This window comes from Mycobacterium sp. ZZG, from assembly GCF_054786995.1.
Genome location: NZ_JBTBFV010000003.1, coordinates 121078 through 146364, shown reverse-complemented (window position 1 = coordinate 146364; position 25287 = coordinate 121078). Strand labels below are relative to the sequence as shown.

Genomic DNA, 25287 nt, shown 5'->3' with positions numbered 1-25287 from the left:
CGCGCATAAACGAACAGCGGTCGGCGTATCACACCGACCGCGCTTCGTCACCCGTCGAATGCCTCGCCGGGTCCAGTATCAGCCGCGCGAAACCTTGCCGGCCTTCAGGCAGGACGTGCACACATTGACGCGGTGCTTGTTCCCGCCCGGGCCCGACACCGCACGCACCGACTGGATGTTCGGGTTCCACCGACGGCTGGTCCGGCGATGGGAGTGCGACACCGACTTGCCGAAGCCGGGGCCCTTCCCGCAGATCTCGCACACGGCAGCCATGTTGAAACTCCTCGAATTAGTACTTAAGGGTTCTTGGGTCGGGGTCTGGATTCCTCCGGCCACCTCAGAGGCGGCGCGACCCGACAACCTGATCAGGATACCGGCCGTCGTAGAGAACACCAAAACCCGGGGCCGCGCTGTGCACAGGCCATCCTGCACGCTTCGGCGCTGTCCCCGCCACTGGCTAGGCTGACGCCGACGTCGGAAGCAGTGTGGAGGTGGGATGTCGGTTCGGCGCCTCGATGCGTCCGCCCTACGGCGCTGGGCGCATGCTGCCGTCGCGGACCTGGTCAGCCACACCGACGAGATCAACCGGTTGAACGTGTTCCCGGTCGCCGACTCGGATACCGGGACGAACATGCTGTTCACGATGCGTGCGGCGTGGGCGCAGGCGGACGCCTGCGACGCCGGTGCGGACGTCGCGGAAGTCGCCGCGGCGCTGGCCGACGGGGCGCTGCGCGGCGCCCGCGGCAACTCCGGGGTGATCCTGTCCCAGATCCTGCGGGCCCTCGCCGAGGTCACCGCGTCCGCCGCTGAAGATCGGCAAGGCGTGCTCACCGACATCAGCGGTGCGCTGCTGAGCGCTTCGCTGCGGCACGCGCTGACGCTCGTCGTCGCATCGATGGGCGAAGCCGTGCCGGGAACCATCGTCTCGGTCCTGCACGACGCGGCCGAGGCGGCCGAGGACTCGGTCCTGGCGGATGCGGACCTGCCTGAGGTGGTGACCGTGTGCGCCCACGCCGCCGGAGCCGCGCTGGATCGCACCCCCTCCCAGCTCGACGTGCTGGCCGACGCCGGGGTCGTCGACGCCGGGGGCCGCGGCCTGGTGGTCCTGCTCGACGCACTGTGCGCGACGCTGACCGGACAGGCGCCGCGCCGGACCGTCTATGCACCCTCGAAAACCCCACCGCCGGCACCGGCAGCGCACACCGGTCCCGGTTTCGAGGTGATGTACCTGCTCAGCGGATGCCAGGCCGAGGGCGTCGAGAAACTACGGGCCCGACTCGACGAACTGGGCGACTCGATCGCGATCGCGGCCTCGGGATTCGGCGGCGATGCCCGCCCCGGGCACTTCTCGGTCCACGTCCACGCCGACGATGCGGGGGCCGCGGTCGAGGCGGGTTTGGCGGTGGGCACCCTGAGCCGGATCCAGATCACGTCGCTGCGCGGTGGTGCGGACCGGCCGGCCGCCGGCAGCTGGAGCCGGCAGCGCGCCGTGCTGGCTGTCGCCGACGGGGACGGCGCCGAAAGCCTGTTCACCGGAGAGGGCGCCGAGGTGCTGCGGCCACGCCCCGATGAGCCGGTCAGCGCTCAACAGTTGCTGCATGCCCTGGTCAACACCGGAGCCGCCCAGGTGATGGTGCTGCCCAACGGGTACGTCGCCGCCGAGGAGATCGTCGCCGGATGCGCGGTCGCCTCCGACTGGGGGATCGACATGGTGCCGGTGCCGACCGGGTCCATGGTGCAGGGCCTGGCGGCCTTGGCCGTCCACGACCCCGAACGCCGCGTCGTCGACGACGGCTACACCATGGCCAGGGCCGCGGCGGCGGCTCGGTACGGCGCGGTGCGCGTCGCCGCCGAAGAGGCATTGACGTGGGCCGGCGCCTGCAAGCCCGGAGACGGTCTGGGCATCGTCGGCGACGAGGTGGTCATCGTCGGCGACGACCTCACGGCGGCGGCGGCGGGATTGATCGACCTGCTGCTCGCCTCCGGAGGTGAGCTGGTGACCGTGCTGACCGGTGACGGTGTGGATCCCGAGATCGCCGACGCGCTGATCCGGCACGTCCACCGCCACCATCCGGGGACCGAGATGGCGGCCTTCCACACCGGCCACCGCGTCGACGCGGTGCTGATCGGAGTGGAGTGAGATGGCCAAACTCGACGACAGCCTGGATTTCGTGCTCGGCAAGAAGGCCGCAGCATCGCTCGAAGAGCACCTCGGGCTGCGCACCGTCAACGATCTGCTGCGCTACTTCCCGCGCAAATACAGCGACGCGATGACCGTCCGAGGCGAAGGCGAGGAGCTCGACCTCTCCGAAGGCGAGCACGTCACCTTCGTCGACGTGATCGAGAAGGCCGAGCTGAAGCGGGCTCAACGCCCGCCGTCGCGCGAGTTCCTCGTCGTCACGCTGCGCGACCGCCGGCCCAAGGTGACGGCCACCTTCTTCAACCCCAAGTACCTGAAGAACACTCTGGTCGAAGGCGCCAAGGTGATGCTCTCCGGTGAGGTCGGCTATTACCGCGGCACCATGCAGTTGACCCATCCGGCGTTCATGGTGCTGAACTCGGCGTCCGGCAAGAAGATCGGCACCAAATCGTTGACGTCGATCGCCGCCACCACCGACGCCAGCGACGACGAGCTGCTGGCCGAGTTCGAGAAGAATTTCTTCCCGATCTACGGGGCCACCGCCAAGGTGCAGACCTGGGAGATCTACGCGTGCGTGCGCCAGATGCTGGCCGTGCTCGATCCCGTCCCCGAAACCTTGCCCGATTGGTTTGTGCGCGAACACGATCTGATGTCCGAGGACGACGCGTTGCGCGCGGTGCACCGCAGCGACGACGCCCAGGAGCGCGCCCGCGCGATCGAGCGGCTGACCTTCGACGAAGCGGTCGGTCTGCAATGGGGTCTGGTGGTGCGACGGCACGGCGAGCTCAGCGCATCAGGGCCGCCGGCACGACGGCGCGACGACGGCCTCATGGCAGCGATGTCGGCGCGGCTGCCGTTCGCTCTCACCGCGGGCCAGCTCGAGGTCCTCGACGTCATCTCGGCCGAACTCGGCGGCGCCCGGCCGATGAACCGCATGCTGCAGGGCGAGGTGGGTTCCGGCAAAACCGTGGTGTCGCTGCTGGCGATGCTCCAGATGGTCGACGCCGGCTACCAATGCGCGCTGCTGGCGCCCACCGAAGTCCTTGCCGCCCAACATGCTCTGTCGATCCGGTCGATGCTGGGACCGCTGGCGGGGGCCGGAGAGCTCGGCGCGGCCGACAACGCCACCCGGGTCGCACTGCTGACGGGATCGATGTCCGCCCAACAGAAACGCGATGCGCGCCGGGAGATCACCTCCGGTGCGGCCGGCATCGTCATCGGCACACACGCGCTTCTGCAGGACGCCGTGGAGTTCGACAACCTGGGCATGGTCGTGGTCGACGAACAGCACCGGTTCGGCGTGGAGCAACGAGACCGGTTGCGCGCCAAGTCCCGTGTCGGCATCACACCGCACCTGCTGGTGATGACCGCCACGCCGATCCCGAGGACCGTCGCGCTCACCTACTACGGCGACCTGGAAACCTCCACCCTGCGCGAGCTGCCCCGCGGACGCCAACCCATCAGCACCAACACGATCTTCCAGACCCAGAAACCGGCCTGGTTGGACCGCGCGTGGGCCCGCATCGCCGAGGAGGTCGCGGCCGGCCGTCAGGCCTACGTCGTCGCCTCGCGGATCGACGAGGACGACAAATCCGACGACGAATCCGACGGCAATGGGAGGGGCGACCCGAAGACGGCTGCCGGGAAGAAGGACCCCCACACCAGGGCCAAGAACCAGAGCAACGAGCAGGGCCCGCCGCCGGTCACGGTGGTGGAGATGTTCGAGCGGCTGCAGCGCGGCCCGCTGAAGCACCTGCGCCTGGGCCTGATGCACGGACGCCTGTCGGGCGATGAGAAGGAAGCGGTGATGGCCGCGTTCCGGGCCGGTGAGATCGACGTGCTGGTGTGCACGACGGTGATCGAGGTCGGTGTCGACGTGCCCAACGCCACGATGATGGTGGTGATGGACGCCGACCGCTTCGGCATCAGCCAGCTGCACCAGTTGCGTGGCCGCATCGGCCGCGGTGAGCATCCCAGCCTCTGCCTGCTCGTCACCAGGCTGCCCCAGCATTCCAAAGCCGGACAACGCTTGACGGCGGTGGCGAGCACCTTGGACGGGTTCGCCCTGGCCGATCTCGACCTGCGGGAGCGCAGCGAGGGCGACGTGCTGGGGTACTTCCAGTCCGGCCGGCCCATCACGTTGCGGTTCCTGTCGCTGGCCCAACACCTCGAGATCATCCTGGCCGCCCGGGAACTGTGCGAGACCGTCTACGACACTGATCCGCACGACCGGGGCATGGCGACGCTGTCGGCGCCGTTCACCGACACCGATCGGGTCCAGTTCCTGGACATGTCGTGAGCCGTAAGCAGACACTGTGGCTCGCGGTCTCGGTGCTGCTCGCCGTCATCGTCGCCTACCAGGTCAGCGTCGTTGCGCAGTCGCCGTCGTCCCACATCGCTGTGGCGGACATCCCGACCGTCGCCCCCGGTGCCGATGTGCTGGAAGGCATTCCGACCGTTCCCGCCCGGGTGCGCGGAAATGACTACCGCCGGTCGGCTTTCGGCGAGTCTTGGACCGACGACACCAGCGCCCCGGGCGGGCGCAACGGGTGCGACACCCGCAACGACATCCTGGACCGTGACCTCGTCGACAAGACCTACGTGGCGATCTCTCGCTGCCCCACCGCCGTCGCGACGGGGACGCTGCGCGACCCGTACACCAACGCGACGGTGGCCTTCGTCCGCGGCAACCAGGTGGGCGCCTCGGTGCAGATCGACCACATCGTGCCGCTGGCGCTGGCATGGGATCTCGGTGCGCGGCACTGGACCGACGAGCTGAGGGAGCGGTTCGCCAATGATCCGGCCAACCTGCTGGCCGTGTCCGGTGAGGCGAATCAGGACAAGGGCGACAAGCCGCCGGCGGTGTGGATGCCGGCCAACGGTGCGTTCCACTGTCAGTACGCGATCCAATTCATCGCGGTGCTGCGGGGATACGGGCTGCCGGTGGATGCGCCGTCGGCGCCGGTGCTGCGGGAGGCGGCAGAGACCTGCCCGCGCGGTTGAACGAGGAGAGAAACCGCCGCCGGCGATATCCGCAGCCACGGTATGCAAGGGGCCATCTGAACTGGACGGCAGTCGCGCGCAGCTCATTCCAGCAAACCCTGGCCCAGGTAGCCGTCCTCGGCGGCGCCGGGCAGGATCGCGAACACCGCCGACCCGATCGTGGTGATCCACGGGTTGAGCGCATCGGCTTCGGCCAGCCTCTGCTGGACGGGCACGAACTGGCGTGCCGGATTGCGTTGGTAGGCCGCGAAGATCAGCCCGGCGTCGGTGGTGCCGGTCAACGGAGGGTCGTCGTAGTTGTAGGCCCGGCGTAGGAACTGCTCACCGTCGGATCGGTGTCGGGCCAACGCCACATGAGAATTGGGGGCAATGACCGGGATGCCGTTCTCCGTGGCGTCCAGATCGGGCTCGTCGCTCTCGTGAGAGCCGGTCAGCGGCGCTCCGGTGGCGAGCCGCCGGCCCACCGTCAACTCCTTGCTGGCCCGGTCGAGTTCGTCCCATGTGTCCAATTCGATACGGATGCGGCGAAGCGCCAGCACCGTCCCGCCGGCGAACCACGGCTGGCAGGAGCCGTCGTCCCACACCAGACGGTCCAGATCGGCGCTCTCCCTCGGATTCACGGTGCCGTCGACCTGCCCCATCAGATTGCGCATGGTGGCGCCCGACGAGTCGGCGCCCCGGGCCGTACGGAAGCCGCTCTGACGCCAGCGCTGGGTCGTCATGGTGCGGACGTTCTTCAACAACACTCGCGCGGTGTGCGCGACGACGAGTGGGTCGTCGGCGCAGATCTGGAGCGCAACGTCCCCGCCACACCACCGCGGTTCGAGGCGGTCGGTGCTGAACCGCGGCAGCTCGGCGACCGAACTCGGGAGCCGATGCGCCAGACCGCTCTTGCCGAAAACCTGCGGACCGACACCGACGGTGACCGTCAGTCGGGCGGGCCGGTGGGCCAGTTCCGGTTCGGTGTCCGCCAGTGCGGGGCGCCCCTGGGTCAGGCGTGCGGCGTCCGCGCTCCACAGCTTGAGGACCGCGGCGAGCGTCTCGCGAAGGTCACGCCCGTGGGTGGGAACGAGGTCCAACGCCACGAACAGGGCGTGGGCCTGGGGATCCGTGCCGACTCCCGCCTGGTGCGGACCGTGAAACGGAATCGTCTCACTGCCGAATCCTGTTGGCGGACTTGCCGGTTCTACGGGTGCGCACCCGGTCAGGGATGCCGCACCGGCCAGTGCGGCACCCCCGGTCAGCAGGCGACGCCTGCTGACCAGGGGATGCCGCCGGTCAGCCATGACCGTGTTGGTGGTCACCGGAGGAGTACTCCTCGTCGGCCCCGGAGAAATCGCGGACCTGCGCGGTGACGGGCAGGGTGGAGCCATCGCCGAACGCGACGGTGACCTCCACGTCGGTGCCCGGGCGCAGCGGACCGGCGAGGTCCATCAGCATCAAGTGGTCGCCGCCGGGCGCCAGTTCATGACTGCGGCCCGGCGCGATCGTAATCCCGCCTGCCTTGGGCCGCATGGTGTTGGCGCCGTCGCCGCTGCGGGCGATCTCGTGGATCTCCACCCGCGCGGCCGAGGGCGATTCCGCGCCGACGATGTGCACTTCTGCGCCGCCGGTGTTGGTCAACGTTCCGAACACCGCCGTCATGCCGGTGTCCGCCGCACGTGCCCACTGGTCCTCGACGGTGACTCGCGAAGCCATCGTCGCATCTGCGTCATGACCCGTCGACGTGTAGGCGGTCGACACCGAGATCACCAGTGCCGCCAGGGTGATACCGAATCGTCTGTCAAACATGGTGTTCCGCCTTACGTCGTTTGGTGGTGCCGATGACAGTGTCGACCGCGACGAACGCGGCCAGGGTGAGTCCGAGCGTCGGTAGGAACCACCCGACGGCCACGGCGGTCACGATGACTGCGCACGTCGCGGGCAGGGGGAGCGACCGTAGCCCTCCGCCCAACGGAGGTCGGCCAACGGCCCAGGCGGAGCCGCGCGTAGGCCTGCGGTGCCACCACATCCGGTAGCCGCGGACGATCACGGTAAGCAGACCCACCGCGACGCCCAGCAACAGCAACTGGTTGAGCAGTCCGAACAACATGCCCATGTGCGCGCGGATGCCCCAGTCGGCGAGCTTCGCGACCAACGCGTAGTCGCGCCAGTAGTCGATGCGCGCGGTGACCGCGTTGCTGCCGGGGTCGACCACGGCGGAGTTGGTGGTCAACCGGTACGGCTTGTCGATCTCGGTCACGGTGATGCCCTGGCCGTGGTCGGCGGGCACGCTGACTTCCACCGGGAGGTGGACGCCGGCACCGGCCGCGGCGTCGAGTGCGGCGTCGTAGTCGATCGGCGTCGGTGCGGGTACCGGGCCGCCCGCCTGGTGCCCGTCGTGTCCGGAATGCCCATCCGTGGTCGGCAGTGTGGAATCCAGTTGCGGGCGTTGCCAGTTCAGTGCTGTGCGGATGTCGCTGACGTGGGCGCCGGCGTAGGTGGACCAGGTGATCCCGGTGGCGGACAGAAACAGCAGCCCGGCGAGCAGCCACACACCCGTGGCGCCGTGCCAGTTCAGGGTGCGGGAGCGCCCGCGCCCGCCGCGATCCACGGTCAGGATCCGTGCGGTGCGGCCGCGGCGGCGGTCGTCCGAGGCCTTCGCCAGCCATAGAAACAGGCCCCCGAGCGCGATCACCCAGAGCCAGGATGCAGCGGTCTCGCTGTAGATGCGGCCGGGCTCGCCGAGATTGAGATGGCGGTGCAGGCCATCGAGCCACGTGCTCACCGGCAGGTATCCGAACCACGTGGGCAGATCGCCGAGGACCTGCCCGGTGTACGGGTCGACGAACACCGCTCGCAGCATGTCCTCGGCCAGCCCGGGGTCGGCGAAGTAGACGCGGGTGGACTCGGTCGCCGTGGCCGGCGGCCGCAGCCCGGTCGCGTCAAGGTCGGGGAACGCCGAGCGCGCAGCGGTGATCTGTTGGTCCAAGGGCAGCGCGACGTCGCCGGAATCGACGGTCAGAACGTCGCGGTAGAACCACTTTTCGACGGTGGGCGCCAGTGCATACAACGCGCCGGTGACGGCGGCGACCACGAGAAGCGGCGCCACCAGCACCCCTGCGTAGAAATGGAGCCGAGTGGCCAGCGCCCGCCATCGGCGCTGGGGAATCGCCTGAGGCAGGGACAGGTCATCAGACGGGTCGAGGGTGTTCTCGGGAAGGGGCATCGGTGAGGCCTTTACGGGTCAGTGCGCACACGCGCCATCCGGTGCGCACGACGCGGCACCGGTGGGCACATGAAGACCGCAGCGCAACCGCTGCGGCGCACAAGGAAATGGGGTGAGAGCGAGGGCGACCGTCAGGCGGTCGCGACACCCCGAGGCGGGGCCCGCATCCCCAACCCGGTAGCCAGAACAGGCCGGGCCACAACCACTTTCGTCGTCCGGCGCCTGGCGCGCGGAACAGGGCGGGGGGCGCGGCCGGCGAAGAGCCGCAGCCAGCACAGCACCGAAGCGCAGACGATGTACAGATATTCCGCCGCGGCGATCGCGCCGCCGAGCGTGACCGCCGCGCCGAGATGCACGGCCGTCATCAGCGTGCCGGGTACGAGCCCGTCACCGCCGTGGTGATGGCTTGTCACGGTCAGCGCCACGTGCCCCAGAACCTGGGCGAAGGCCAGGGCGGCCGTGGTGGCGGCCCAACTCGCTGCTCGTCCCTCGACACGGACAGTGGCCGAGAGCGCCCCGACCGTCGCGCAGATCAGCACGGCGAGTATCAAAGCGCCGCCGCGCGGGAAGCTTCCGCCCGCCGCGAGGTGGGCGCCGGATGTGAGCGTCGCCGACGAGAGCCCGATCAGGGCTCCGCGAAGCCCTCGGGCACGCGCTCTCGGCGTACGCATGCGGCAGACCCTACCGCTCGGGTTCGCCGAAGTCGGCCATCGCTGGACGGTTGCCCGTTAGGAGCCGGCGTAGGTCTCGGGGTCCGGGCGGAACCGGGTGCCTTCGTCGAGCGCGTTGAGGGCGTTCATCTGCTCGTCGTCGAGCTCGAAGCCGAACACGTCGAGGTTCGACGTGATGCGCTCCGGCGAGCTCGACCGCGAGATCACGACGTTGCCGAGTTGCAGGCTCCAGCGCAGCAGCACCTGCGCCGGTGTCCTGCCGTGCGCGTCGGCGATGCCGGTCACCACGCTGTTGCTCAGCAGGCGGCCCACACCGAACGGGCCGTAGGCCTCGGTCACGATGCCGTGCTCGGCGTTGACCGCCCGCAATTCGGCCTGGTTGAGCAGCGGGTGCAGCTCGATCTGGTTGACCGCCGGCGTGAAGAACGACAAGCCGATGACGTCGTCGAGGTGGTGGGCGGAAAAGTTGCTCACCCCGATCGAACGAGCCAAGCCGACCTCTTTGGACTTCATCAGCCCGCCCCAACTGTCGATGTACTTGCCCTGCTCGCCCGCGGGCCAGTGGATCAGGTACAGGTCGACGTACTCCAGACCCAGACGCTCCAGGCTCGCCCTGATGGCGTCCTGGGAGGACTGGAAGCCGAGTTCCTCGGTGGCGAGCTTGGTCGTGATGAACAGCTCCTCGCGCGGCACCCCGGACTGTGCGACCGCGCGCCCGACGGCGGCTTCGTTGCTGTACGCGGCTGCGGTGTCGATCAGCCGGTAGCCGGCCTCCAACGCCGCCAGCACGGACTGCTCGGCCTCGGCCTCCGACAACTCACCCACACCGAGGCCGATCACCGGCATGGTGTTGTCGTCGTTGAGTGTGACGGTGGGGATAGCTGCCGCCGACGTCATGTCACCTTCTTTTCTGAAGTGGAATGCTGGCGAAGACTATATTGCCGCCATCTGTACCGGCCTAATCAGCGCCACACCACGAGGAGCAACCGTGACCGAAACCGTGACGGACCCCGTCGCCGACCGATCAGCACAGCCGCAGGTGCGTCGCAAACTCGGCGTCGCGGGGCCGAGCAGTGACGTGCTGGCGAACAGGATCGCCGGTGTCACGTTGCGCGGGATGCCGCGGATCCCCGACTCCGTCAAGCGGATTCTGCTGGGTGGACGCTCGATCACGCTCGACGGGAACACCCTCGACACCACGATGCAGCTGATGCTCGCCGGCCAGCATCTGCTCGGGCTCGACGGGTTGGTGGCCGACGACGACCACGTGGCCGCCCGGCGGCAACTGGAACAGCTCGCGAGCAGCTTCGCGAAGCGGATCCCGGTCGCGGCCGTGACAGACCTCACGGTCGACGGGGCCGACGGCCCCCGCAAGGCGCGGCATTACCGCACCGATCTGCCCGAGGCGCCGCTGCTGGTGTTCTTCCACGGCGGCGGCCACGTGATCGGCAGCATCGACAGCCACGACGACCTGTGCCGGGAGATCTGCCGCACCGGCGGCGTACACGTGCTGTCCGTGGACTACCGCCTGGCGCCGGAGCATCCGGCACCCGCCGGAGCCGAGGATGCCTACGCCTCCTACCTGTGGGCACGCGAGCACGCCGCCGACTTCGGCGCCGACCCGGGCCGGGTGGCCGTCGGCGGTGACAGTGCGGGCGCGAATCTGTCCGCGCTGGTCGCGATCCGGGCCCGGGACGAGGGCGCGCCGCGGCCCGCCCTGCAGTTGCTGCTGTACCCGGTGACCGACTACCAGAGCGAGACCAGGTCCAAGACGCTGTTCGCCCGCGGCTTCTTCCTGACCAAGCGGGACATGGACTGGTTCAGCGAGCGATTCCTCGGGGAGGCGCAGCTCGAAGGCACCGACGCCCGGGTGTCACCGCTGCGGGCCGGCGACCTGTCCGGGTTGTCGCCGGCACTGGTCGCGACCGCCGGCTTCGACCCGCTGCGCGACGAGGGCCGGCATTACGCCGACGCGCTGCGCACCGCCGGCACGCCCGTGGACTACCGCGAATACGGTTCGCTGATCCACGGCTTCGCGAACTTCTTCCCGCTCGGCGGTGCCAGCGCGGCCGCCACCGGCGACCTCATCTCGGCGATGCGTGCGCATTTGACCCGCGCCCACTGAAGGGGGGCCGGCGACGCCGGTACTCTGAGACCCGTGGCCACCAAACCCAAGAAGAACGCGCGATACGACCTGAAGGCAGCCGACCGTAAGCGCAACCTGCTCGTCCAGATCGGTCTGACCGCCGTCGTGGTGATCTTCGCGGTCACTTTGGTGCTGTACATCGTGCTCTCCGCCGACGACAAGCCCACCGCCGGTGAGTCCCGGGCCATTCGGGTCGAATCGAGCAGCCTGATCAAAAAGGAAGGCACCGACGAGCCCAAGGCCGTCCTGAGCCTCTACGAAGACTTCCTCTGCCCGCACTGCGGCGCCTTCGAGCAGCAGTTCGGTCCTACGATCGGCAAGCTCATCGACTCCGGCGCGATCGCGGCCGACTACTACATGGTCGCCATCCTCGACCGGCCGCAGAACAACAACTACCCGTCGCGCGCCGGTGGCGCCGCGTACTGCGTCGCCGATGAGTCGATCGACGCGTTCCGCCGCTTCCATGCAGCGCTCTACGCCCAGCAACCCGGTGAGACCGGCGCGGTCTACCCGGACAACGCCCGCCTCATCGAGATCGCGCGTCAGTCCGGTGCCTCCGGCGGGGTGGCGGACTGCATCAACAAGGGGACCTACGTCGACATGGTGGCCGGCCTTGCTGCGGCGACGGGCATCAAGTCCACACCGTCGGTCCGCATCAACGGCGAGGACTACCAGTACAGCACCCCCGACGCGCTGGTCGCCAAGGTCAAGGAGATCGTCGGCGACGTGCCCGGGCTGGAAGCCGCACCGCCGGCGCCCGCCCCGCAACCCGTCCCGGCGTCATGACCGCGACCATGGCCGGGTCCGTCGACTACCCCGATCCGTCGGTCGACCGGCCGGCCGCGGTCGAGGTTCCGCGGGCATCCGCGCTGTGGGTGCTCATCGCCGGAGTGGTCGGGCTCGCCGCCGCGCTGACCCTGACGGTCGAAAAGATCGAACTGCTGATCGACCCGAGCTACGTGCCCTCCTGCAGCATCAACCCGGTGCTGTCGTGCGGGTCGGTGATGGTCACCCCGCAGGCGTCACTGTTCGGTTTCCCGAACCCGCTGATCGGCATCGTGGCGTTCTCCGTCGTCGTCGTCACCGGTGTCCTCGCGCTGGCGAAGGTCGGGCTTGGCCGGTGGTATTGGGCAGGCCTGGCCGTGGGCACCCTGGCCGGCACGGTCTTCGTGCACTGGCTGATCTTTCAGAGCCTGTACCGCATCGGTGCACTGTGCCCGTACTGCATGGTGGTGTGGGCGGTCACGATCCCGCTGCTGGTGGTGGCCGCCTCGATCGCGGTCCAGCCGCAGCGCAGCAACAGCGGCGTGATCCGTGCACTGCACACCTGGCGCTGGTCACTGGTGACGCTGTGGTTCACCGCGGTGCTGCTGCTGATCCTCGAGCGCTTCTGGAACTACTGGTCCACCCTCATCTGACCCACGGCGCCGCCGTCGTGATCCGATCACATCCCGCATGCGGTTCCTGTGAGACTGACCTGCGAGGTTAAGGTGAACCGTGGCCGGTCAGATCTCCAAAGTCCTCGTCGCCAACCGTGGTGAGATCGCGATCCGCGCGTTCCGCGCGGCCTATGAGATGGGCATCGCGACGGTGGCGGTGTATCCATACGAAGATCGCAATTCGCTGCACCGGTTGAAGGCCGACGAGTCCTATCAGATCGGCGAGGTCGGGCATCCTGTCCGGGCCTACCTGTCTGTCGACGAGATCATGCGGGTGGCCGTGCAGGCCGGGTGTGACGCGGTGTACCCCGGCTACGGTTTCCTGTCGGAGAACCCGGAACTGGCCGCGTCGTGCGCCGCGGCGGGCATCACATTCGTGGGCCCCAGCGCCGGTGTGCTGGAGTTGACCGGGAACAAGGCGCGTGCCATCGAGGCAGCGCGCGCGGCCGGCCTGCCGGTCCTGACGTCGTCGGTACCCTCGTCGTCGGTCGAGCAACTCGTCGAGGCGGCCCAGGGGATGGAGTTCCCGCTGTTCGTCAAGGCCGTGTCCGGCGGCGGCGGCCGGGGCATGCGCCGCGTCGCCGACCGGGACGCGCTGGCCGAGGCGGTGGAAGCCGCCAGCCGGGAAGCCGAGTCCGCGTTCGGCGACCCGAATGTCTACCTCGAGCAGGCGGTACTCAACCCGCGTCACATCGAGGTGCAGATTCTCGCCGACAACGACGGCAACGTGATGCATCTGTTCGAACGGGACTGCAGCGTGCAGCGCCGTCACCAGAAGGTCATCGAGCTGGCGCCGGCGCCGAACCTGTCCCCGGAGCTGCGGCAGAAGATCTGCGACGACGCCGTCGCGTTCGCGCGGGAGATCGACTACTCCTGCGCGGGCACCGTGGAGTTTCTGCTCGACGAACGCGGCCACCACGTGTTCATCGAATGCAATCCACGCATCCAGGTCGAACACACCGTCACCGAGGAGATCACCGACGTCGACCTGGTCTCCAGCCAGTTGCGGATCGCCTCGGGGGAGACGCTCGGCGATCTCGGGCTGAGCCAGGAGATGTTGACGGCGCCACGGGGATTCGCGATGCAGTGCCGGATCACCACCGAGGACCCCGCCAACGGGTTTCGGCCCGACACCGGGCGGATCACCGCCTACCGGTCACCGGGCGGCGCCGGCATCCGTCTCGACGGTGGTGCGCACCTGGGCGCAGAGATCGGTGCGCATTTCGACTCGATGCTGGTCAAACTGACATGTCGCGGAAGGGATTTCGACACCGCAGTGGCCCGGGCCCACCGCGCGCTCGCAGAGTTCAGGGTGCGCGGGGTGTCGACGAACATCCCGTTCCTGCAGGCGGTGATCGACGACCCGGACTTCCGCGCCGGACGCGTCAACACGTCCTTCATCGACGAACGCCCGTATCTGCTCACCGCACGCTCACCCGCCGACCGCGGCACCAAGATCCTGAACTATCTGGCCGACGTCACGGTCAATCAGCCGCACGGGCCCCGGCCGTCGACGGTGTATCCGCACGACAAGCTGCCGCCGATCGACCTGGACTCGATGCCGCCGCGGGGCAGCAAGCATCTGCTCTCCGAGGTCGGACCGGAGGCGTTCGCGCGCTGGATGCGTGAGTCCAAGGCGGTCGGCGTCACCGACACGACCTTCCGCGACGCACATCAATCGTTGCTGGCCACCAGGATTCGCACGTCCGGTCTGCTGATGGTGGCGCCCTACATCGCGCGGATGACTCCGCAGCTGCTCTCCATCGAGTGCTGGGGCGGCGCCACTTATGACGTGGCGCTGCGGTTCCTCAAAGAGGATCCGTGGGAGCGGCTGGCCGCTCTGCGTGAGGCGGTGCCCAACATCTGTCTGCAGATGCTGCTGCGGGGCCGCAACACCGTCGGTTACACCCCGTACCCGGAGTCGGTGACCCATGCGTTCGTGCAGGAGGCAACCGCGACGGGCATCGACATCTACCGGATCTTCGACGCGCTCAACAATGTCGACTCGATGCGGCCGGCGATCGATGCGGTCCGCGAGACGGGCACGGCGGTCGCCGAGGTCGCGATGTCCTACACCGGGGACCTGTCCGATCCGGGCGAGAACCTCTACACGCTGGACTACTACCTCAAGCTCGCCGAGCAGATCGTCGACGCGGGCGCGCATGTGCTCGGGATCAAGGACATGGCCGGACTGCTACGCCCGCAGGCGGCGGCGCAGTTGGTCAGCGCGCTGCGTAGTCGCTTCGACCTGCCTGTGCACGTCCACACCCATGACACCCCGGGCGGTCAGCTCGCCACGTACCTGGCGGCGTGGCAGGCCGGCGCCAGTGCGGTCGACGGCGCGTCGGCGCCGCTGGCGGGCACGACCAGCCAGCCTGCGCTGAGTTCGATCGTGGCGGCCACCGCGCACACCGAGTTCGACACCGGGCTGTCGTTGTCGGCGGTGTGCGATCTGGAGCCGTACTGGGAGGCGCTGCGAAAGGTGTACGCGCCCTTCGATGTCGCCGCGGCCGGTCCGCCGACTCCCACCGGCCGGGTCTACCGCCACGAGATCCCGGGCGGTCAGTTGTCGAATTTGCGTCAGCAGGCGATCGCGCTGGGGCTGGGGGACCGCTTCGAGGAGATCGAGGCGAGTTACGCGGCGGCCGACCGGATCCTGGGCCGGCTGGTCAAGGTGACACCGTCGTCGAAGGTGGTCGGCGATCTGGCCCTGGCGCTCGTCGGCGCCGGCGTGTCGGCCGACGAATTCGCCGAGGACCCGGCTCGTTTCGACATTCCGGACTCGGTGATCGGCTTCCTGCGCGGCGAGCTGGGAGATCCTCCCGGCGGGTGGCCGGAACCGTTGCGGTCCAAGGCACTGGCCGGTCGGGCGCCGGCCAAGCCGCCTGCCGAACTCAGTGACGAGGACACCGCGGCGCTGGCCGACGCGGGCCCGACCAGGCAGGCAACGCTGAACAGGCTGCTGTTCCCCGGTCCCACGAAGGAATTCGAGGCGCACCGCGAGCTTTACGGCGACACGTCGAGCCTGTCGGCCAACCAGTTCTTCTACGGGTTGCGCCACGGGGACGAGCACCGCGTCACCCTGGAACGGGGCGTGGAACTGCTGATCGGCCTCGAGGCGATCTCCGATGCCGACGAGCGGGGCATGCGCACCGTGATGTGCATCATCAACGGGCAGCTGCGGCCGGTGGTGGTCCGCGACCGCAGTGTCGCCAGCGACGTGCCCACCGCCGAGAAAGCCGACCGCACCAATTCCGACCATGTGGCCGCACCCTTTGCCGGCGTGGTCACCGTCAGCGTCGGGGAGGGGGACACGGTCGAGGCGGGCCAGACCATCGCGACCATTGAGGCGATGAAGATGGAGGCCGCGATCACCGCGCCGAAGGCGGGCACGGTCGCCCGGATCGCGGTGTCGGCCACCGCTCAGGTCGAGGGCGGAGATCTGCTGGTGGTGATCGGTTCGGCGGGGAAGAGTGAAGCGACCGGGGACGCATCCTGACCCGGATCGTCGCCGGGAAGTTCGGCGGTCGGCGCATCGCGGTGCCGCAGCAACGGTCGGGCCGGGGCACGCGGCCGACGACCGACCGGGTGCGCGAGTCGTTGTTCAACGTCCTGTCGGCGAGGATCGACTTCGCCGGCCTGCGCGTGCTCGACCTGTACGCCGGTTCGGGTGCGCTGGGCCTTGAGGCGTTGTCGCGCGGAGCGGCGTCGGCGCTGTTCGTCGAGTCCGATGCCAGGGCCGCGGCGGTGATCGAGCAGAACATCGCCGGGCTGGGGGTTCGCCACGCGGACGTGCGGCGCGGCACGGTGTCGTCGGTCCTGTCCGCGGGCGCACCCCGGCCGGTGGATCTGGTGCTGGCCGACCCGCCCTACGAGATCGACGCCGCACAAGTCGACGACGTCCTGCGGTCGCTGGTCGCGGCCGGGTGGACCGCGCCAGGCACGGTCGTCGTGGTGGAACGTCCCGCATCGGGCCGCGACATCGCCTGGCCGGATGGGTGGTCGGTATGGAAGCCCCGCCGCTACGGGGACACCCGCGTCGAGGCCGCGCAACGCTGCTAGCGTCGACCGACATGAGTGGAGCGGTGTGCCCGGGATCCTTCGATCCGGTGACCCTCGGTCACATCGACGTCTTCGAGCGTGCCGCGGCGCAGTTCGACGAGGTCGTGGTCGCGGTGATGGTGAACCCGAACAAGTCCGGGCTGTTCACCCACGACGAGCGCATCGCGCTCATCGAGGAGTCGACCACCCACCTGCCCAACCTGCGCGTCGAGTCGGGGCAGGGGCTGATCGTCGACTTCGTCAAGGAGCGCGGGCTGACCGCCATCGTGAAGGGCCTACGCACCGGCACCGACTTCGAGTACGAGCTGCAGATGGCGCAGATGAACCGGCACGTCGCCGGAGTCGACACGTTCTTCGTCGCCACCACACCGCGCTACTCGTTCGTGTCGTCGTCGCTGGCCAAGGAGGTGGCGATGCTCGGCGGTGACGTCTCGGAACTGCTGCCGGAGCCGGTGAACGCACGGCTGAAGGCCAGGCTCGCCGAGCGGGGTTGAGTCACCCGCGCGCGGGTACGCACAGGGAACCGGTGTGCAGCCCTTGAGCACCGGCCATTCAGCCCGTCACACGGAGGTGCCGACCGTGCCTGAGACATTCGTTCAATCCACCGACGACGTCGTCGCGTTTCTGAGGGATCAGCACAACCTGATCAAGGACATGTTCGACGACGTGCTCCACGCGTCTGAAGACAAGGCGCGCGAGAAGGCGTTCACCGATCTGCGTCAGCTGCTCGCCGTACACGAGACCGCCGAGGAGATGGTGATTCATCCACGAGCCCGGCGGGAGGTGGAATCCGGTGACGAGATCGTCGATGCCCGCCTGCGCGAGGAACATGAGGCCAAGGAGCAGCTGGTCGCACTGGAGAAGCTCGACATCGCGTCCGAGGAGTTTCTCACCGAGCTGACGAAGTTCCGCGACGCCGTGCTCGAGCATGCCGAGCGTGAGGAGAGCGAGGAGTTCACCAAGCTCAAGCGTGAACTCGACGCCGACGAGCTCAAGAGCCTGGCAGGGGCGGTGCGTGCCGCCGAGGCGATCGCGCCGACCCGACCGCACCCCGGGGTGGAATCGGCCAAGCTCAATTTCGCGGTCGGACCGTTCGCGTCGATGCTGGACCGTGCCCGCGACGCGATCGGGTCGGCCTTGCGCTGACATTGGCCCCGTGTCCGGCTGGTTGACATAATTCACGCGGACGGATGCCAGTCGAGCCTCGTCTGCGACACACCGGCAACGGAAGCCCAGTCACAGGCGTAACACCAGGCACACTGGTAACTAACAACTACGCCTGGAGGGTGTCGCCGTGTACCGAGTGTTCGAAGCTCTCGATGAGTTGGGTGCGATCGTCGAAGAAGCCCGCGGTGTGCCGATGACGGCGGGCTGTGTGGTGCCGCGCGGGGACGTCCTGGAGTTGATCGACGACATCAAGGACGCGATCCCCGGTGAGCTCGACGACGCGCAGGACGTCCTGGACGCGAGGGACTCCCTGCTGCGTGAGGCGAAGGAGCACGCCGAGTCCACCGTGTCGACGGCCAATGCCGAGGCGGATTCGATGGTCAACCACGCCCGGGCCGAGGCGGACCGGCTACTCGCCGATGCCAAATCCCAGGCCGACCGCATGGTCGCCGAGGCGCGTGCGCACAGCGAGCGCATGGTGACCGAGGCCAGGGAGGAGGCCGCCCGCATCGCGGCGACTGCCAAACGCGAGTACGAGGCCAGCACCGGACGCGCCAAGTCCGAGGCGGACCGGCTGATCGAGAGCGGCAACCTCGCCTACGAGAAGGCCGTGCAGGAGGGCATCAAAGAGCAGCAGCGTTTGGTGTCCCAGACTGAGGTGGTGGCCACCGCCACCGCCGAGGCGACCCGGATGATCGACTCCGCGCACGCCGAGGCCGACCGGCTGCGCGGCGAGTGCGACATCTACGTCGACAGCAAGCTGGCCGAGTTCGAGGATTTCCTCAACGGCACGCTGCGGTCGGTCGGTCGTGGACGCCACCAGCTGCGCACCGCCGCCGGCACGCACGACTACGCGGCCCGGTAGCTCGCCGAAGGGCCACCGTACGATACGGGCATGGCGACGGACGTCAACGCAGCGCACCGAGGACCACGGTCGCCGTTGGTGATCGACATTTCCCGGCTCGGCCGGCGACCGGGCTCGATGATTACGGTGGACGAGACAGTGCCGAGCCCGGCTCGGATGGGCGTGGAGCTGGTGGCGGTGGCCGAAGGCGCGCCGCTGGACCTGGATCTGCGCTTGCAGTCGGTGTCCGAAGGTGTGCTGGTCACCGGGACCATGTCGGCCCCGACCACCGGTGAATGCGCGCGGTGCCTGACGCCGATCACCGGGGAGGTGGTCATCGATCTCACCGAGCTTTTCGCCTATCCCGACAGCAAGACCGAGGAGACCACCGAGGCCGACGAGGTCCCGCGGGTAGGCCTGAACAGGGGCGTCGAGACCGTCGACCTGGAACAGTCGATCACCGACGCGGTGGGGTTGGCCCTGCCGTTCTCGCCCGTGTGCACGCCCGATTGCGCGGGTCTGTGCCCCGAGTGCGGGGTCCGGTTGGCCGATGCCGAACCGGGGCATCACCACGAGCAGATCGATCCGCGATGGGCGAAGCTGACCGAGCTTCGCGAGCAGAACCCTGGAGATGACTCGTGACGGTGGACCGTGCGCTCCTGCTCGACGCGCTCGGTGTCGAACTGCCGGGTGAGCTGCTCACCATCGCGCTGACGCATCGCAGCTACTCCTACGAGAACGGTGGCGTTCCGACCAACGAACGTCTGGAATTCCTGGGCGATTCGGTGCTGGGCCTCACCATCACCGAAGAGCTGTACCACCGTCATCCGGACCGCTCCGAGGGCGATCTGGCCAAGTTGCGGGCCAGCATCGTCAACACCCAGGCCCTCGCCGACGTCGGCCGCCGGCTGACCGAGCACGGTCTGGGCGCCTACCTGCTGCTGGGCAAGGGCGAGGAGAACTCCGGCGGCGCCGACAAGTCCAGCATTCTCGCCGACGGCGTCGAATCTCTTTTGGGCGCAATTTATCTCGAACACGGCGTGGAGGTCGCCCGCCAGGTGATCCTGCGGTTGTTCGGCACGCTGCTGGACACCGCGCCGACCCTCGGGGCGGGTCTGGACTGGAAGAGCAGCCTGCAGGAGCTGACCGCCTCGCGAGGCCTGGGCGCGCCGGCGTACGTCGTCACCTCCACCGGGCCCGACCACGACAAGGAGTTCACCGCGCTGGTGGTGGTCGGGGAGAGCGAGCACGGCAGGGGCGTCGGCCGGACGAAGAAGGAAGCCGAACTCAAGGCGGCCGCGGCGGCGTGGCACGCCCTCAACGGTGACTGACCGGCATGCCTGAACTCCCCGAGGTGGAGGTGGTCCGGCGCGGGCTCGGCGAACACGTCACCGGCAAGACGATCACAGCGGTCCGGGTGCACCACCCCCGTGCGGTGCGCCGCCACGAAGCCGGACCCGCCGACCTGACCGCCCGATTGCTCGACACGACGATCACCGGAACCGGCCGGCGGGGCAAGTACCTGTGGCTGACGCTGGGCGACGGGACCGATGAGCCGCTGGCGCGAAGAGAATCTGACGCAGCGCTGGTGGTGCATCTGGGCATGAGTGGGCAGATGCTGCTGGGGCCCATAGAGAACGAGAATCATCTGCGCATCGCGGCACTGCTCGACGACGGCACCACGCTGAGTTTCGTCGACCAACGCACCTTCGGCGGCTGGATGATCGCCGAGCTGGTCACCGTCGACGGCACCGCGGTGCCCGCCCCGGTCGCGCACATCGCGCGCGACCCGCTCGATCCGCTCTTCGACCGCGATGCGGTGGTGAAGGTGTTGCGGCGCAAGCACTCCGAGATCAAGCGTCAGCTCCTCGACCAGACCGTGGTCTCGGGGATCGGCAACATCTACGCCGACGAGGCGCTGTGGCGGGCGAAGATCAACGGCGCCCGGCTCGCCTCGGGGGTGTCGCGGGCCAAGCTCGCCGAGTTGCTCGACGCCGCCGCGGCCGTGATGACCGATGCGCTGGCCCAGGGCGGCACGTCGTTCGACTCGCTCTACGTCAACGTCAACGGGGAATCCGGCTACTTCGACCGCTCGCTGGACGCCTACGGCCGCGAAGGCGAGCCGTGCCGCCGGTGCGGGGCGATCATGCGGCGCGACAAGTTCATGAACCGCTCGTCGTTCTACTGCCCCCGCTGCCAACCCCGTCCCCGAACCTGAACCGCCGAAATCGCATTCCACGCGCTCGACCGGCGACTTGACGCGCGTGGAATGCGATTTCGGCGCAGGTAGTACAAATAGTGCGTGACCGAACTGTGGGTGGAGCGCACGGGCGTGCGTCGTTATACGGGGCGCAGCACGCGGGGCGCCGAGGTGCTGATCGGCTCCGAGGACGTCGAAGGCGTGTTCACGCCGGGTGAGCTGATGAAGATCGCGCTGGCCGCCTGCAGCGGGATGTCCAGCGACCAGCCGCTGCGCCGCCGCCTGGGCGACGACTATCAGGCCACGATCAGCGTGTCCGGAGCCGCGGACCGCGAGCAGGAGCGCTATCCACTGCTCAGTGAGGTACTCGAGATCGACCTGTCCGGGCTTGGCGAGCAGGACAAGGCCCGCCTGCTCACGGTGGTCGAGCGGGCCGTCGATCAGGTGTGCACAGTGGGGCGGACGTTGAAGAGCGGGACGGAAGTGACGTTTGGGGTGACTGAGGTGAAAGATGTTGGCGGAAAGTGATGTTCGGCTCACCGCCTGGGTGCACGGGCATGTTCAAGGGGTGGGTTTCCGCTGGTGGACGCGTTCCCGGGCGCTTGAACTGGGCCTGACCGGCTACGCGGCCAACAAACCCGACGGCCGTGTGCAGGTGGTGGCCCAGGGGCCGCGGCAGGCCTGCGAACAGCTGCTTGACCTGCTCAAAGGGGGTAAGACCCCCGGCCAGGTGGACAAGGTCATCGCCGACTGGAGCGAGCCGGCCGACGCGATCTCGGGCTTCACCGAGCGGTGAGGTTTCCGGCGGTAGGGTAACGCGTCATGCATCTGAAGAGTCTGACGCTGAAGGGCTTCAAGTCCTTCGCCTCGCCGACGACTCTGCGTTTCGAACCGGGCATCACCTGCGTCGTCGGTCCCAACGGCTCGGGCAAATCCAATGTCGTCGACGCGCTGACCTGGGTGATGGGGGAGCAGGGCGCCAAGACGCTGCGCGGCGGCAAGATGGAAGACGTCATCTTCGCCGGCACCTCGTCGCGGGCACCGCTCGGCCGCGCCGAGGTGACCCTGACCATCGACAACTCCGACAACGCGCTGCCCATCGAGTACTCCGAGGTGTCGATCACCCGCAGGATGTTCCGCGACGGCGCGGGAGAGTACGAAATCAACGGCAGCAGTTGCCGTTTGATGGACGTGCAGGAGCTCCTGTCCGACTCCGGCATCGGCCGCGAGATGCACGTCATCGTGGGTCAGGGCAAGCTCTCCGAGATCCTGGAATCCCGCCCGGAGGACCGGCGCGCGTTCATCGAGGAGGCGGCCGGGGTCCTCAAGCACCGCAAACGCAAGGAAAAGGCGGTCCGCAAGCTCGACTCGATGTCGGCGAACCTGGCGCGCCTGACCGATCTGACCACCGAGCTGCGCCGTCAGCTCAAACCGCTGGGCCGGCAGGCCGAGATGGCGCGCCGGGCGCAGACCATCCAGGCCGACCTGCGGGACGCTCGGCTGCGGCTGGCCGCCGACGACCTGGTCATCCGCAAGGCCGAATTCGACGACACCAACCAGGCCGAGACGGCGCTGCGCCGGGAGCACGACGAACTCAGCGAGCGGCTGGAGGCCAGGACCGGCGAACTGGACGCCCACGAGAACGCCGTCGGGGACCTCAGTGAGCGGGCCGATGCCGCTCAACAGCGATGGTTCCGACTCTCCGCGCTGGCCGAACGGGTCGGCGCGACGGTGCGCATCGCCACCGAACGGGCCCAGCACCTCGACGCCGAGCCCGACTTCTCCGCCGGTCCCGACCCCGACGAGCTCGAAGCCCAGGCCGACGCCGTCGCCGAGCAGGAACGGCAGCTGCTCGACGCGCTCGCCGAGTCCCAGGCCCGACTGGAGGCCGCCCGAGAGGAACTCAGCGAGCGCGAACGGGCGGCCGCCGAGGCAGAGCGCGCCCATATGGCGGCCGCCCGCGCCGAGGCCGACCGCCGCGAGGGTCTGGCCCGGCTGTCCGGCCAGGTCGACACCATGCGCACCCGGGTGGACTCCGTCGACGAGACGGTGGCGCGGCTGACCGCCGGCATCGACGAGGCCGCCGCCCGCGCCCAGCAGGCGCAGGCCGAGTTCGAGACCGTCCAGGGCCGGGTCGCCGAACTCGACGCCGGCGAGGTCGGTCTGGACGACCACCACGACCGCACCGTGGCGGCACTGCGTCTGGCCGACGAACGTGTTGCCGAACTGCAGGCCGCCGAGCGTGCCGCCGAGCGCCAGGTGGCGTCGTTGCAGGCCCGTATCGACGCGCTGTCGGTGGGCCTGGAGCGCCGCGACGGTGCTGCCTGGCTCAAAGAGAACCACGGCGGCGGAGGGCTTTTCGATTCCTTCGCCAATCTCGTCAAGGTGCGTCCCGGGCACGAGGCCGCGGTGGCGGCTGTCCTGGGTGCGGCGGCCGACGCGCTCGCCGCCGAGGACTCCGGGGCCGCCAGGCAGGCTCTGGTCGCGCTGAAGGAGGCCGACGGCGGGCGGGCCGCCATCGTGCTGGGGGACTGGGCGGCTCAGGCACCGGTGACGGGGCCGTTGCCGGCGGGAGCTGTGTGGGCCGGCGACCTGATCGACCCGGCGCCGCGGATCCGGGGCGCGGTCACCGCGATGCTCGCCGGTGTGGCGGTCGTCGACGACCTCGCCTCGGCGCTGGAATTGGTTGCCGCCCAACCTCACTTGCGCGCCGTGACCGCCGACGGCGATCTGGTCGGGGCGGGGTGGGTCAGCGGCGGCTCGGATCGCAAACCCAGCACGCTGGAGATCACCTCCGAGGTGGACAAGGCCCGCACTGAACTGGCCGCCGCCGAGCGGCAGACCAGAGAACTCTCGGCGGCATTGTCCGGTGCACTGGCCGAGCAGTCGGCGCGCCAAGACGCCGCCGAACAGGCCCTGGCCGCGCTGAACGAGTCCGACGCCGCGATCTCGGCGATCTACGAACAGCTAGGTCGCCTCGGGCAGGACGCCCGGGCGGCCGACGACGAGTGGCAGCGGCTGATCAAGCAGCGCGACGAACTGGAGGCAGGCCGCAACCGCACCGTCGAGGAACTGACCGAGCTGGAGCAGCGTCTGCACCAGGCCCAGCAGGAGCCGATGTTCGACGTCGAGGTCGTCGACCGCTCGGAGTCGACGGCCGCGGCCGAGGCCGCCCGTTCGGCAGAGGTCGAGGCCCGGCTTGCCGTGCGTACCGCCGAGGAACGGGCGAACGCCGTTCGCGGACGTGCTGATTCGCTGCGACGCGCAGCGGTCGCCGAGCGTGAGGCCAGGGCGCGGGCGGCGCGGGCGCGGGAGGCGCGCGTGCATGCGGCCGCAGTCGCCTCGGCCGTCGCGGAGTCCGGACGGCTCGTCGCCCGGCGGTTGAGCGAGGCGGTGGCGGTGGCGTCGCGTGTGCGCGACGAAGTCGCCGCCGAACGCCAGGTCAGGGCGGGCGCGCTGACGAAGGCCCGCGAAGAGGTCAACGAACTGAGCACCCGGATCGCGGCGCTCACCGACGCGCTGCACCGCGACGAGGTCGCCAAGGCCCAGGCGGCGCTGCGGATCGAACAGCTGGAGCAGCAGGTGCTCGAACAGTTCGGCATGGCCGTCGCCGACCTGATCGGCGAGTACGGGCCCGATGTTGCGCTGCCACCGACCGAACTGGAGATGGTCGAGTACGAGCAGGCCCGTGAGCGCGGTGAGCAGGTGGTGGCGCCGGCGCCGATGCCGTACGACCGGGCCACCCAGGAGCGGCGGGCCAAGCGCGCCGAGAAAGAGCTGCGCGAACTGGGGCGGGTCAATCCCCTTGCACTGGAAGAGTTCGCGGCCCTGGAGGAGCGCTACAATTTCCTGTCCACCCAGCTCGAGGACGTCAAGGCCGCCCGCAAGGACCTCCTCGACGTCATCGCCGACGTGGACTCGCGGATCCTTCAGGTTTTCACCGAGGCATATATGGATGTCGAGCGCGAGTTCACGCAGGTGTTCTCCACGCTGTTTCCCGGCGGTGAGGGTCGGCTGCTGTTGACCGACCCGTCCGACATGCTCACCACCGGCATCGAGGTCGAGGCCAGGCCTCCGGGTAAGAAGATCAAACGGCTGTCGCTGCTCTCCGGTGGCGAGAAGTCCCTGACCGCGGTCGCGATGCTGGTGGCCATCTTCCGGGCCAGGCCCTCACCGTTCTATGTGATGGACGAGGTGGAGGCCGCGCTCGACGACGTCAATCTGCGGCGCCTGATCAGTCTGTTCGAGCAGCTGCGGGAGCGCTCGCAGCTCATCGTCATCACCCACCAGAAGCCGACGATGGAGGTCGCCGACGCGCTTTACGGTGTCACGATGCGCGGCGACGGCATCACGACGGTGATCTCGCAGCGGATGCGCGGCCAGGAGCTCGTCACCAGCCCGTCCTGA

General features: G+C 68.9%; 23 protein-coding genes. 17 read left to right on the top strand and 6 right to left on the bottom strand.

Annotated features, from left to right (window positions below):
• Positions 1–78: 78 nt before the first annotated feature.
• Positions 79–273, bottom strand: coding sequence for a 50S ribosomal protein L28 (rpmB, locus tag ACXMYJ_RS03385; protein ID WP_104864700.1), 195 nt, complete (start codon positions 271–273; stop codon positions 79–81).
• Positions 274–496: 223 nt separating this feature from the next.
• Between rpmB and ACXMYJ_RS03380 the strand changes: the two genes are divergently transcribed.
• The 3 genes from ACXMYJ_RS03380 to ACXMYJ_RS03370 are packed head-to-tail and all read left to right on the top strand — an operon-like array spanning position 497 to position 5143.
• Positions 497–2140 (top strand): DAK2 domain-containing protein, encoded by a 1644-nt coding sequence (locus tag ACXMYJ_RS03380; RefSeq protein WP_460353986.1) that lies wholly within the window; start codon positions 497–499, stop codon positions 2138–2140.
• Position 2141: 1 nt separating this feature from the next.
• Positions 2142–4439, top strand: coding sequence for an ATP-dependent DNA helicase RecG (gene recG / locus ACXMYJ_RS03375; protein WP_460353983.1), 2298 nt, complete (start codon positions 2142–2144; stop codon positions 4437–4439).
• A complete protein-coding gene (locus ACXMYJ_RS03370) occupies positions 4436–5143 on the top strand; it encodes an HNH endonuclease family protein (RefSeq protein WP_460353981.1) in 708 nt (235 codons plus the stop codon). Before recG ends, ACXMYJ_RS03370 begins: the two co-directional genes overlap by 4 nt.
• Positions 5144–5226: 83 nt before the next feature.
• Here the strand turns inward: ACXMYJ_RS03370 and ACXMYJ_RS03365 are convergent, their stop codons facing one another.
• From ACXMYJ_RS03365 to ACXMYJ_RS03345, 5 genes are all read right to left on the bottom strand, one after another.
• On the bottom strand, positions 5227–6429 hold the full coding sequence (locus tag ACXMYJ_RS03365) for a Dyp-type peroxidase (protein WP_460354092.1): 1203 nt from the start codon (positions 6427–6429) through the stop codon (positions 5227–5229).
• Positions 6422–6934 carry a copper chaperone PCu(A)C gene (locus tag ACXMYJ_RS03360; RefSeq protein ID WP_460353979.1) on the bottom strand — a complete coding sequence of 171 codons (513 nt, stop codon included), beginning with the start codon at positions 6932–6934 and terminating at the stop codon, positions 6422–6424. The genes ACXMYJ_RS03365 and ACXMYJ_RS03360 overlap by 8 nt, the downstream gene beginning before the upstream one ends.
• Positions 6927–8351: a PepSY-associated TM helix domain-containing protein gene (locus ACXMYJ_RS03355; protein ID WP_460353977.1), complete on the bottom strand. Its 1425-nt coding sequence runs from the start codon at positions 8349–8351 to the stop codon at positions 6927–6929. The genes ACXMYJ_RS03360 and ACXMYJ_RS03355 overlap by 8 nt, the downstream gene beginning before the upstream one ends.
• Positions 8352–8482: 131 nt before the next feature.
• The gene (locus ACXMYJ_RS03350) at positions 8483–9022 is read right to left on the bottom strand and encodes a hypothetical protein (RefSeq protein WP_460353974.1); all 540 of its coding nucleotides are present in this window, start codon (positions 9020–9022) and stop codon (positions 8483–8485) included.
• Positions 9023–9079: 57 nt separating this feature from the next.
• The gene (locus ACXMYJ_RS03345; RefSeq protein ID WP_460353971.1) at positions 9080–9919 is read right to left on the bottom strand and encodes an aldo/keto reductase; all 840 of its coding nucleotides are present in this window, start codon (positions 9917–9919) and stop codon (positions 9080–9082) included.
• A gap of 91 nt (positions 9920–10010) precedes the next feature.
• Here ACXMYJ_RS03345 and ACXMYJ_RS03340 point away from each other — a divergent pair, with 91 nt between their 5' ends.
• From ACXMYJ_RS03340 to smc, 14 genes are all read left to right on the top strand, one after another.
• Positions 10011–11147, top strand: a complete 1137-nt coding sequence (locus ACXMYJ_RS03340) for an alpha/beta hydrolase (protein WP_460353969.1) — start codon at positions 10011–10013, stop codon at positions 11145–11147.
• A 33-nt stretch (positions 11148–11180) separates the two neighbouring features.
• Positions 11181–11954, top strand: a complete 774-nt coding sequence (locus ACXMYJ_RS03335) for a DsbA family protein (protein WP_460353967.1) — start codon at positions 11181–11183, stop codon at positions 11952–11954.
• Positions 11951–12586 carry a vitamin K epoxide reductase family protein gene (locus tag ACXMYJ_RS03330; protein WP_460353965.1) on the top strand — a complete coding sequence of 212 codons (636 nt, stop codon included), beginning with the start codon at positions 11951–11953 and terminating at the stop codon, positions 12584–12586. The genes ACXMYJ_RS03335 and ACXMYJ_RS03330 overlap by 4 nt, the downstream gene beginning before the upstream one ends.
• A 91-nt stretch (positions 12587–12677) precedes the next feature.
• Entirely contained in the window at positions 12678–16106 is a 3429-nt protein-coding gene (locus tag ACXMYJ_RS03325) for a pyruvate carboxylase (RefSeq protein ID WP_460354089.1), read from the top strand.
• Positions 16103–16669 carry a 16S rRNA (guanine(966)-N(2))-methyltransferase RsmD gene (gene rsmD / locus ACXMYJ_RS03320; RefSeq protein ID WP_460354085.1) on the top strand — a complete coding sequence of 189 codons (567 nt, stop codon included), beginning with the start codon at positions 16103–16105 and terminating at the stop codon, positions 16667–16669. Before ACXMYJ_RS03325 ends, rsmD begins: the two co-directional genes overlap by 4 nt.
• Before the next feature lie 11 nt (positions 16670–16680).
• On the top strand, positions 16681–17163 hold the full coding sequence (coaD, locus tag ACXMYJ_RS03315; protein WP_460353963.1) for a pantetheine-phosphate adenylyltransferase: 483 nt from the start codon (positions 16681–16683) through the stop codon (positions 17161–17163).
• An 85-nt stretch (positions 17164–17248) separates the two neighbouring features.
• Positions 17249–17815 carry a hemerythrin domain-containing protein gene (locus ACXMYJ_RS03310; RefSeq protein ID WP_460353961.1) on the top strand — a complete coding sequence of 189 codons (567 nt, stop codon included), beginning with the start codon at positions 17249–17251 and terminating at the stop codon, positions 17813–17815.
• Between the two features lie 148 nt (positions 17816–17963).
• Positions 17964–18701 carry a cell division protein SepIVA gene (sepIVA, locus tag ACXMYJ_RS03305; RefSeq protein ID WP_460353959.1) on the top strand — a complete coding sequence of 246 codons (738 nt, stop codon included), beginning with the start codon at positions 17964–17966 and terminating at the stop codon, positions 18699–18701.
• A gap of 30 nt (positions 18702–18731) precedes the next feature.
• Positions 18732–19322, top strand: coding sequence for a YceD family protein (locus ACXMYJ_RS03300; RefSeq protein ID WP_460353956.1), 591 nt, complete (start codon positions 18732–18734; stop codon positions 19320–19322).
• Entirely contained in the window at positions 19319–20011 is a 693-nt protein-coding gene (gene rnc / locus ACXMYJ_RS03295) for a ribonuclease III (RefSeq protein WP_260751435.1), read from the top strand. The genes ACXMYJ_RS03300 and rnc overlap by 4 nt, the downstream gene beginning before the upstream one ends.
• Before the next feature lie 5 nt (positions 20012–20016).
• Positions 20017–20898 carry a bifunctional DNA-formamidopyrimidine glycosylase/DNA-(apurinic or apyrimidinic site) lyase gene (gene mutM / locus ACXMYJ_RS03290; protein ID WP_460353953.1) on the top strand — a complete coding sequence of 294 codons (882 nt, stop codon included), beginning with the start codon at positions 20017–20019 and terminating at the stop codon, positions 20896–20898.
• An 84-nt stretch (positions 20899–20982) separates the two neighbouring features.
• Positions 20983–21408: an OsmC family protein gene (locus tag ACXMYJ_RS03285; protein ID WP_260751437.1), complete on the top strand. Its 426-nt coding sequence runs from the start codon at positions 20983–20985 to the stop codon at positions 21406–21408.
• Positions 21392–21676: an acylphosphatase gene (locus ACXMYJ_RS03280; protein ID WP_443186694.1), complete on the top strand. Its 285-nt coding sequence runs from the start codon at positions 21392–21394 to the stop codon at positions 21674–21676. Before ACXMYJ_RS03285 ends, ACXMYJ_RS03280 begins: the two co-directional genes overlap by 17 nt.
• Positions 21677–21702: 26 nt before the next feature.
• On the top strand, positions 21703–25287 hold the full coding sequence (gene smc, locus ACXMYJ_RS03275; RefSeq protein ID WP_460353949.1) for a chromosome segregation protein SMC: 3585 nt from the start codon (positions 21703–21705) through the stop codon (positions 25285–25287).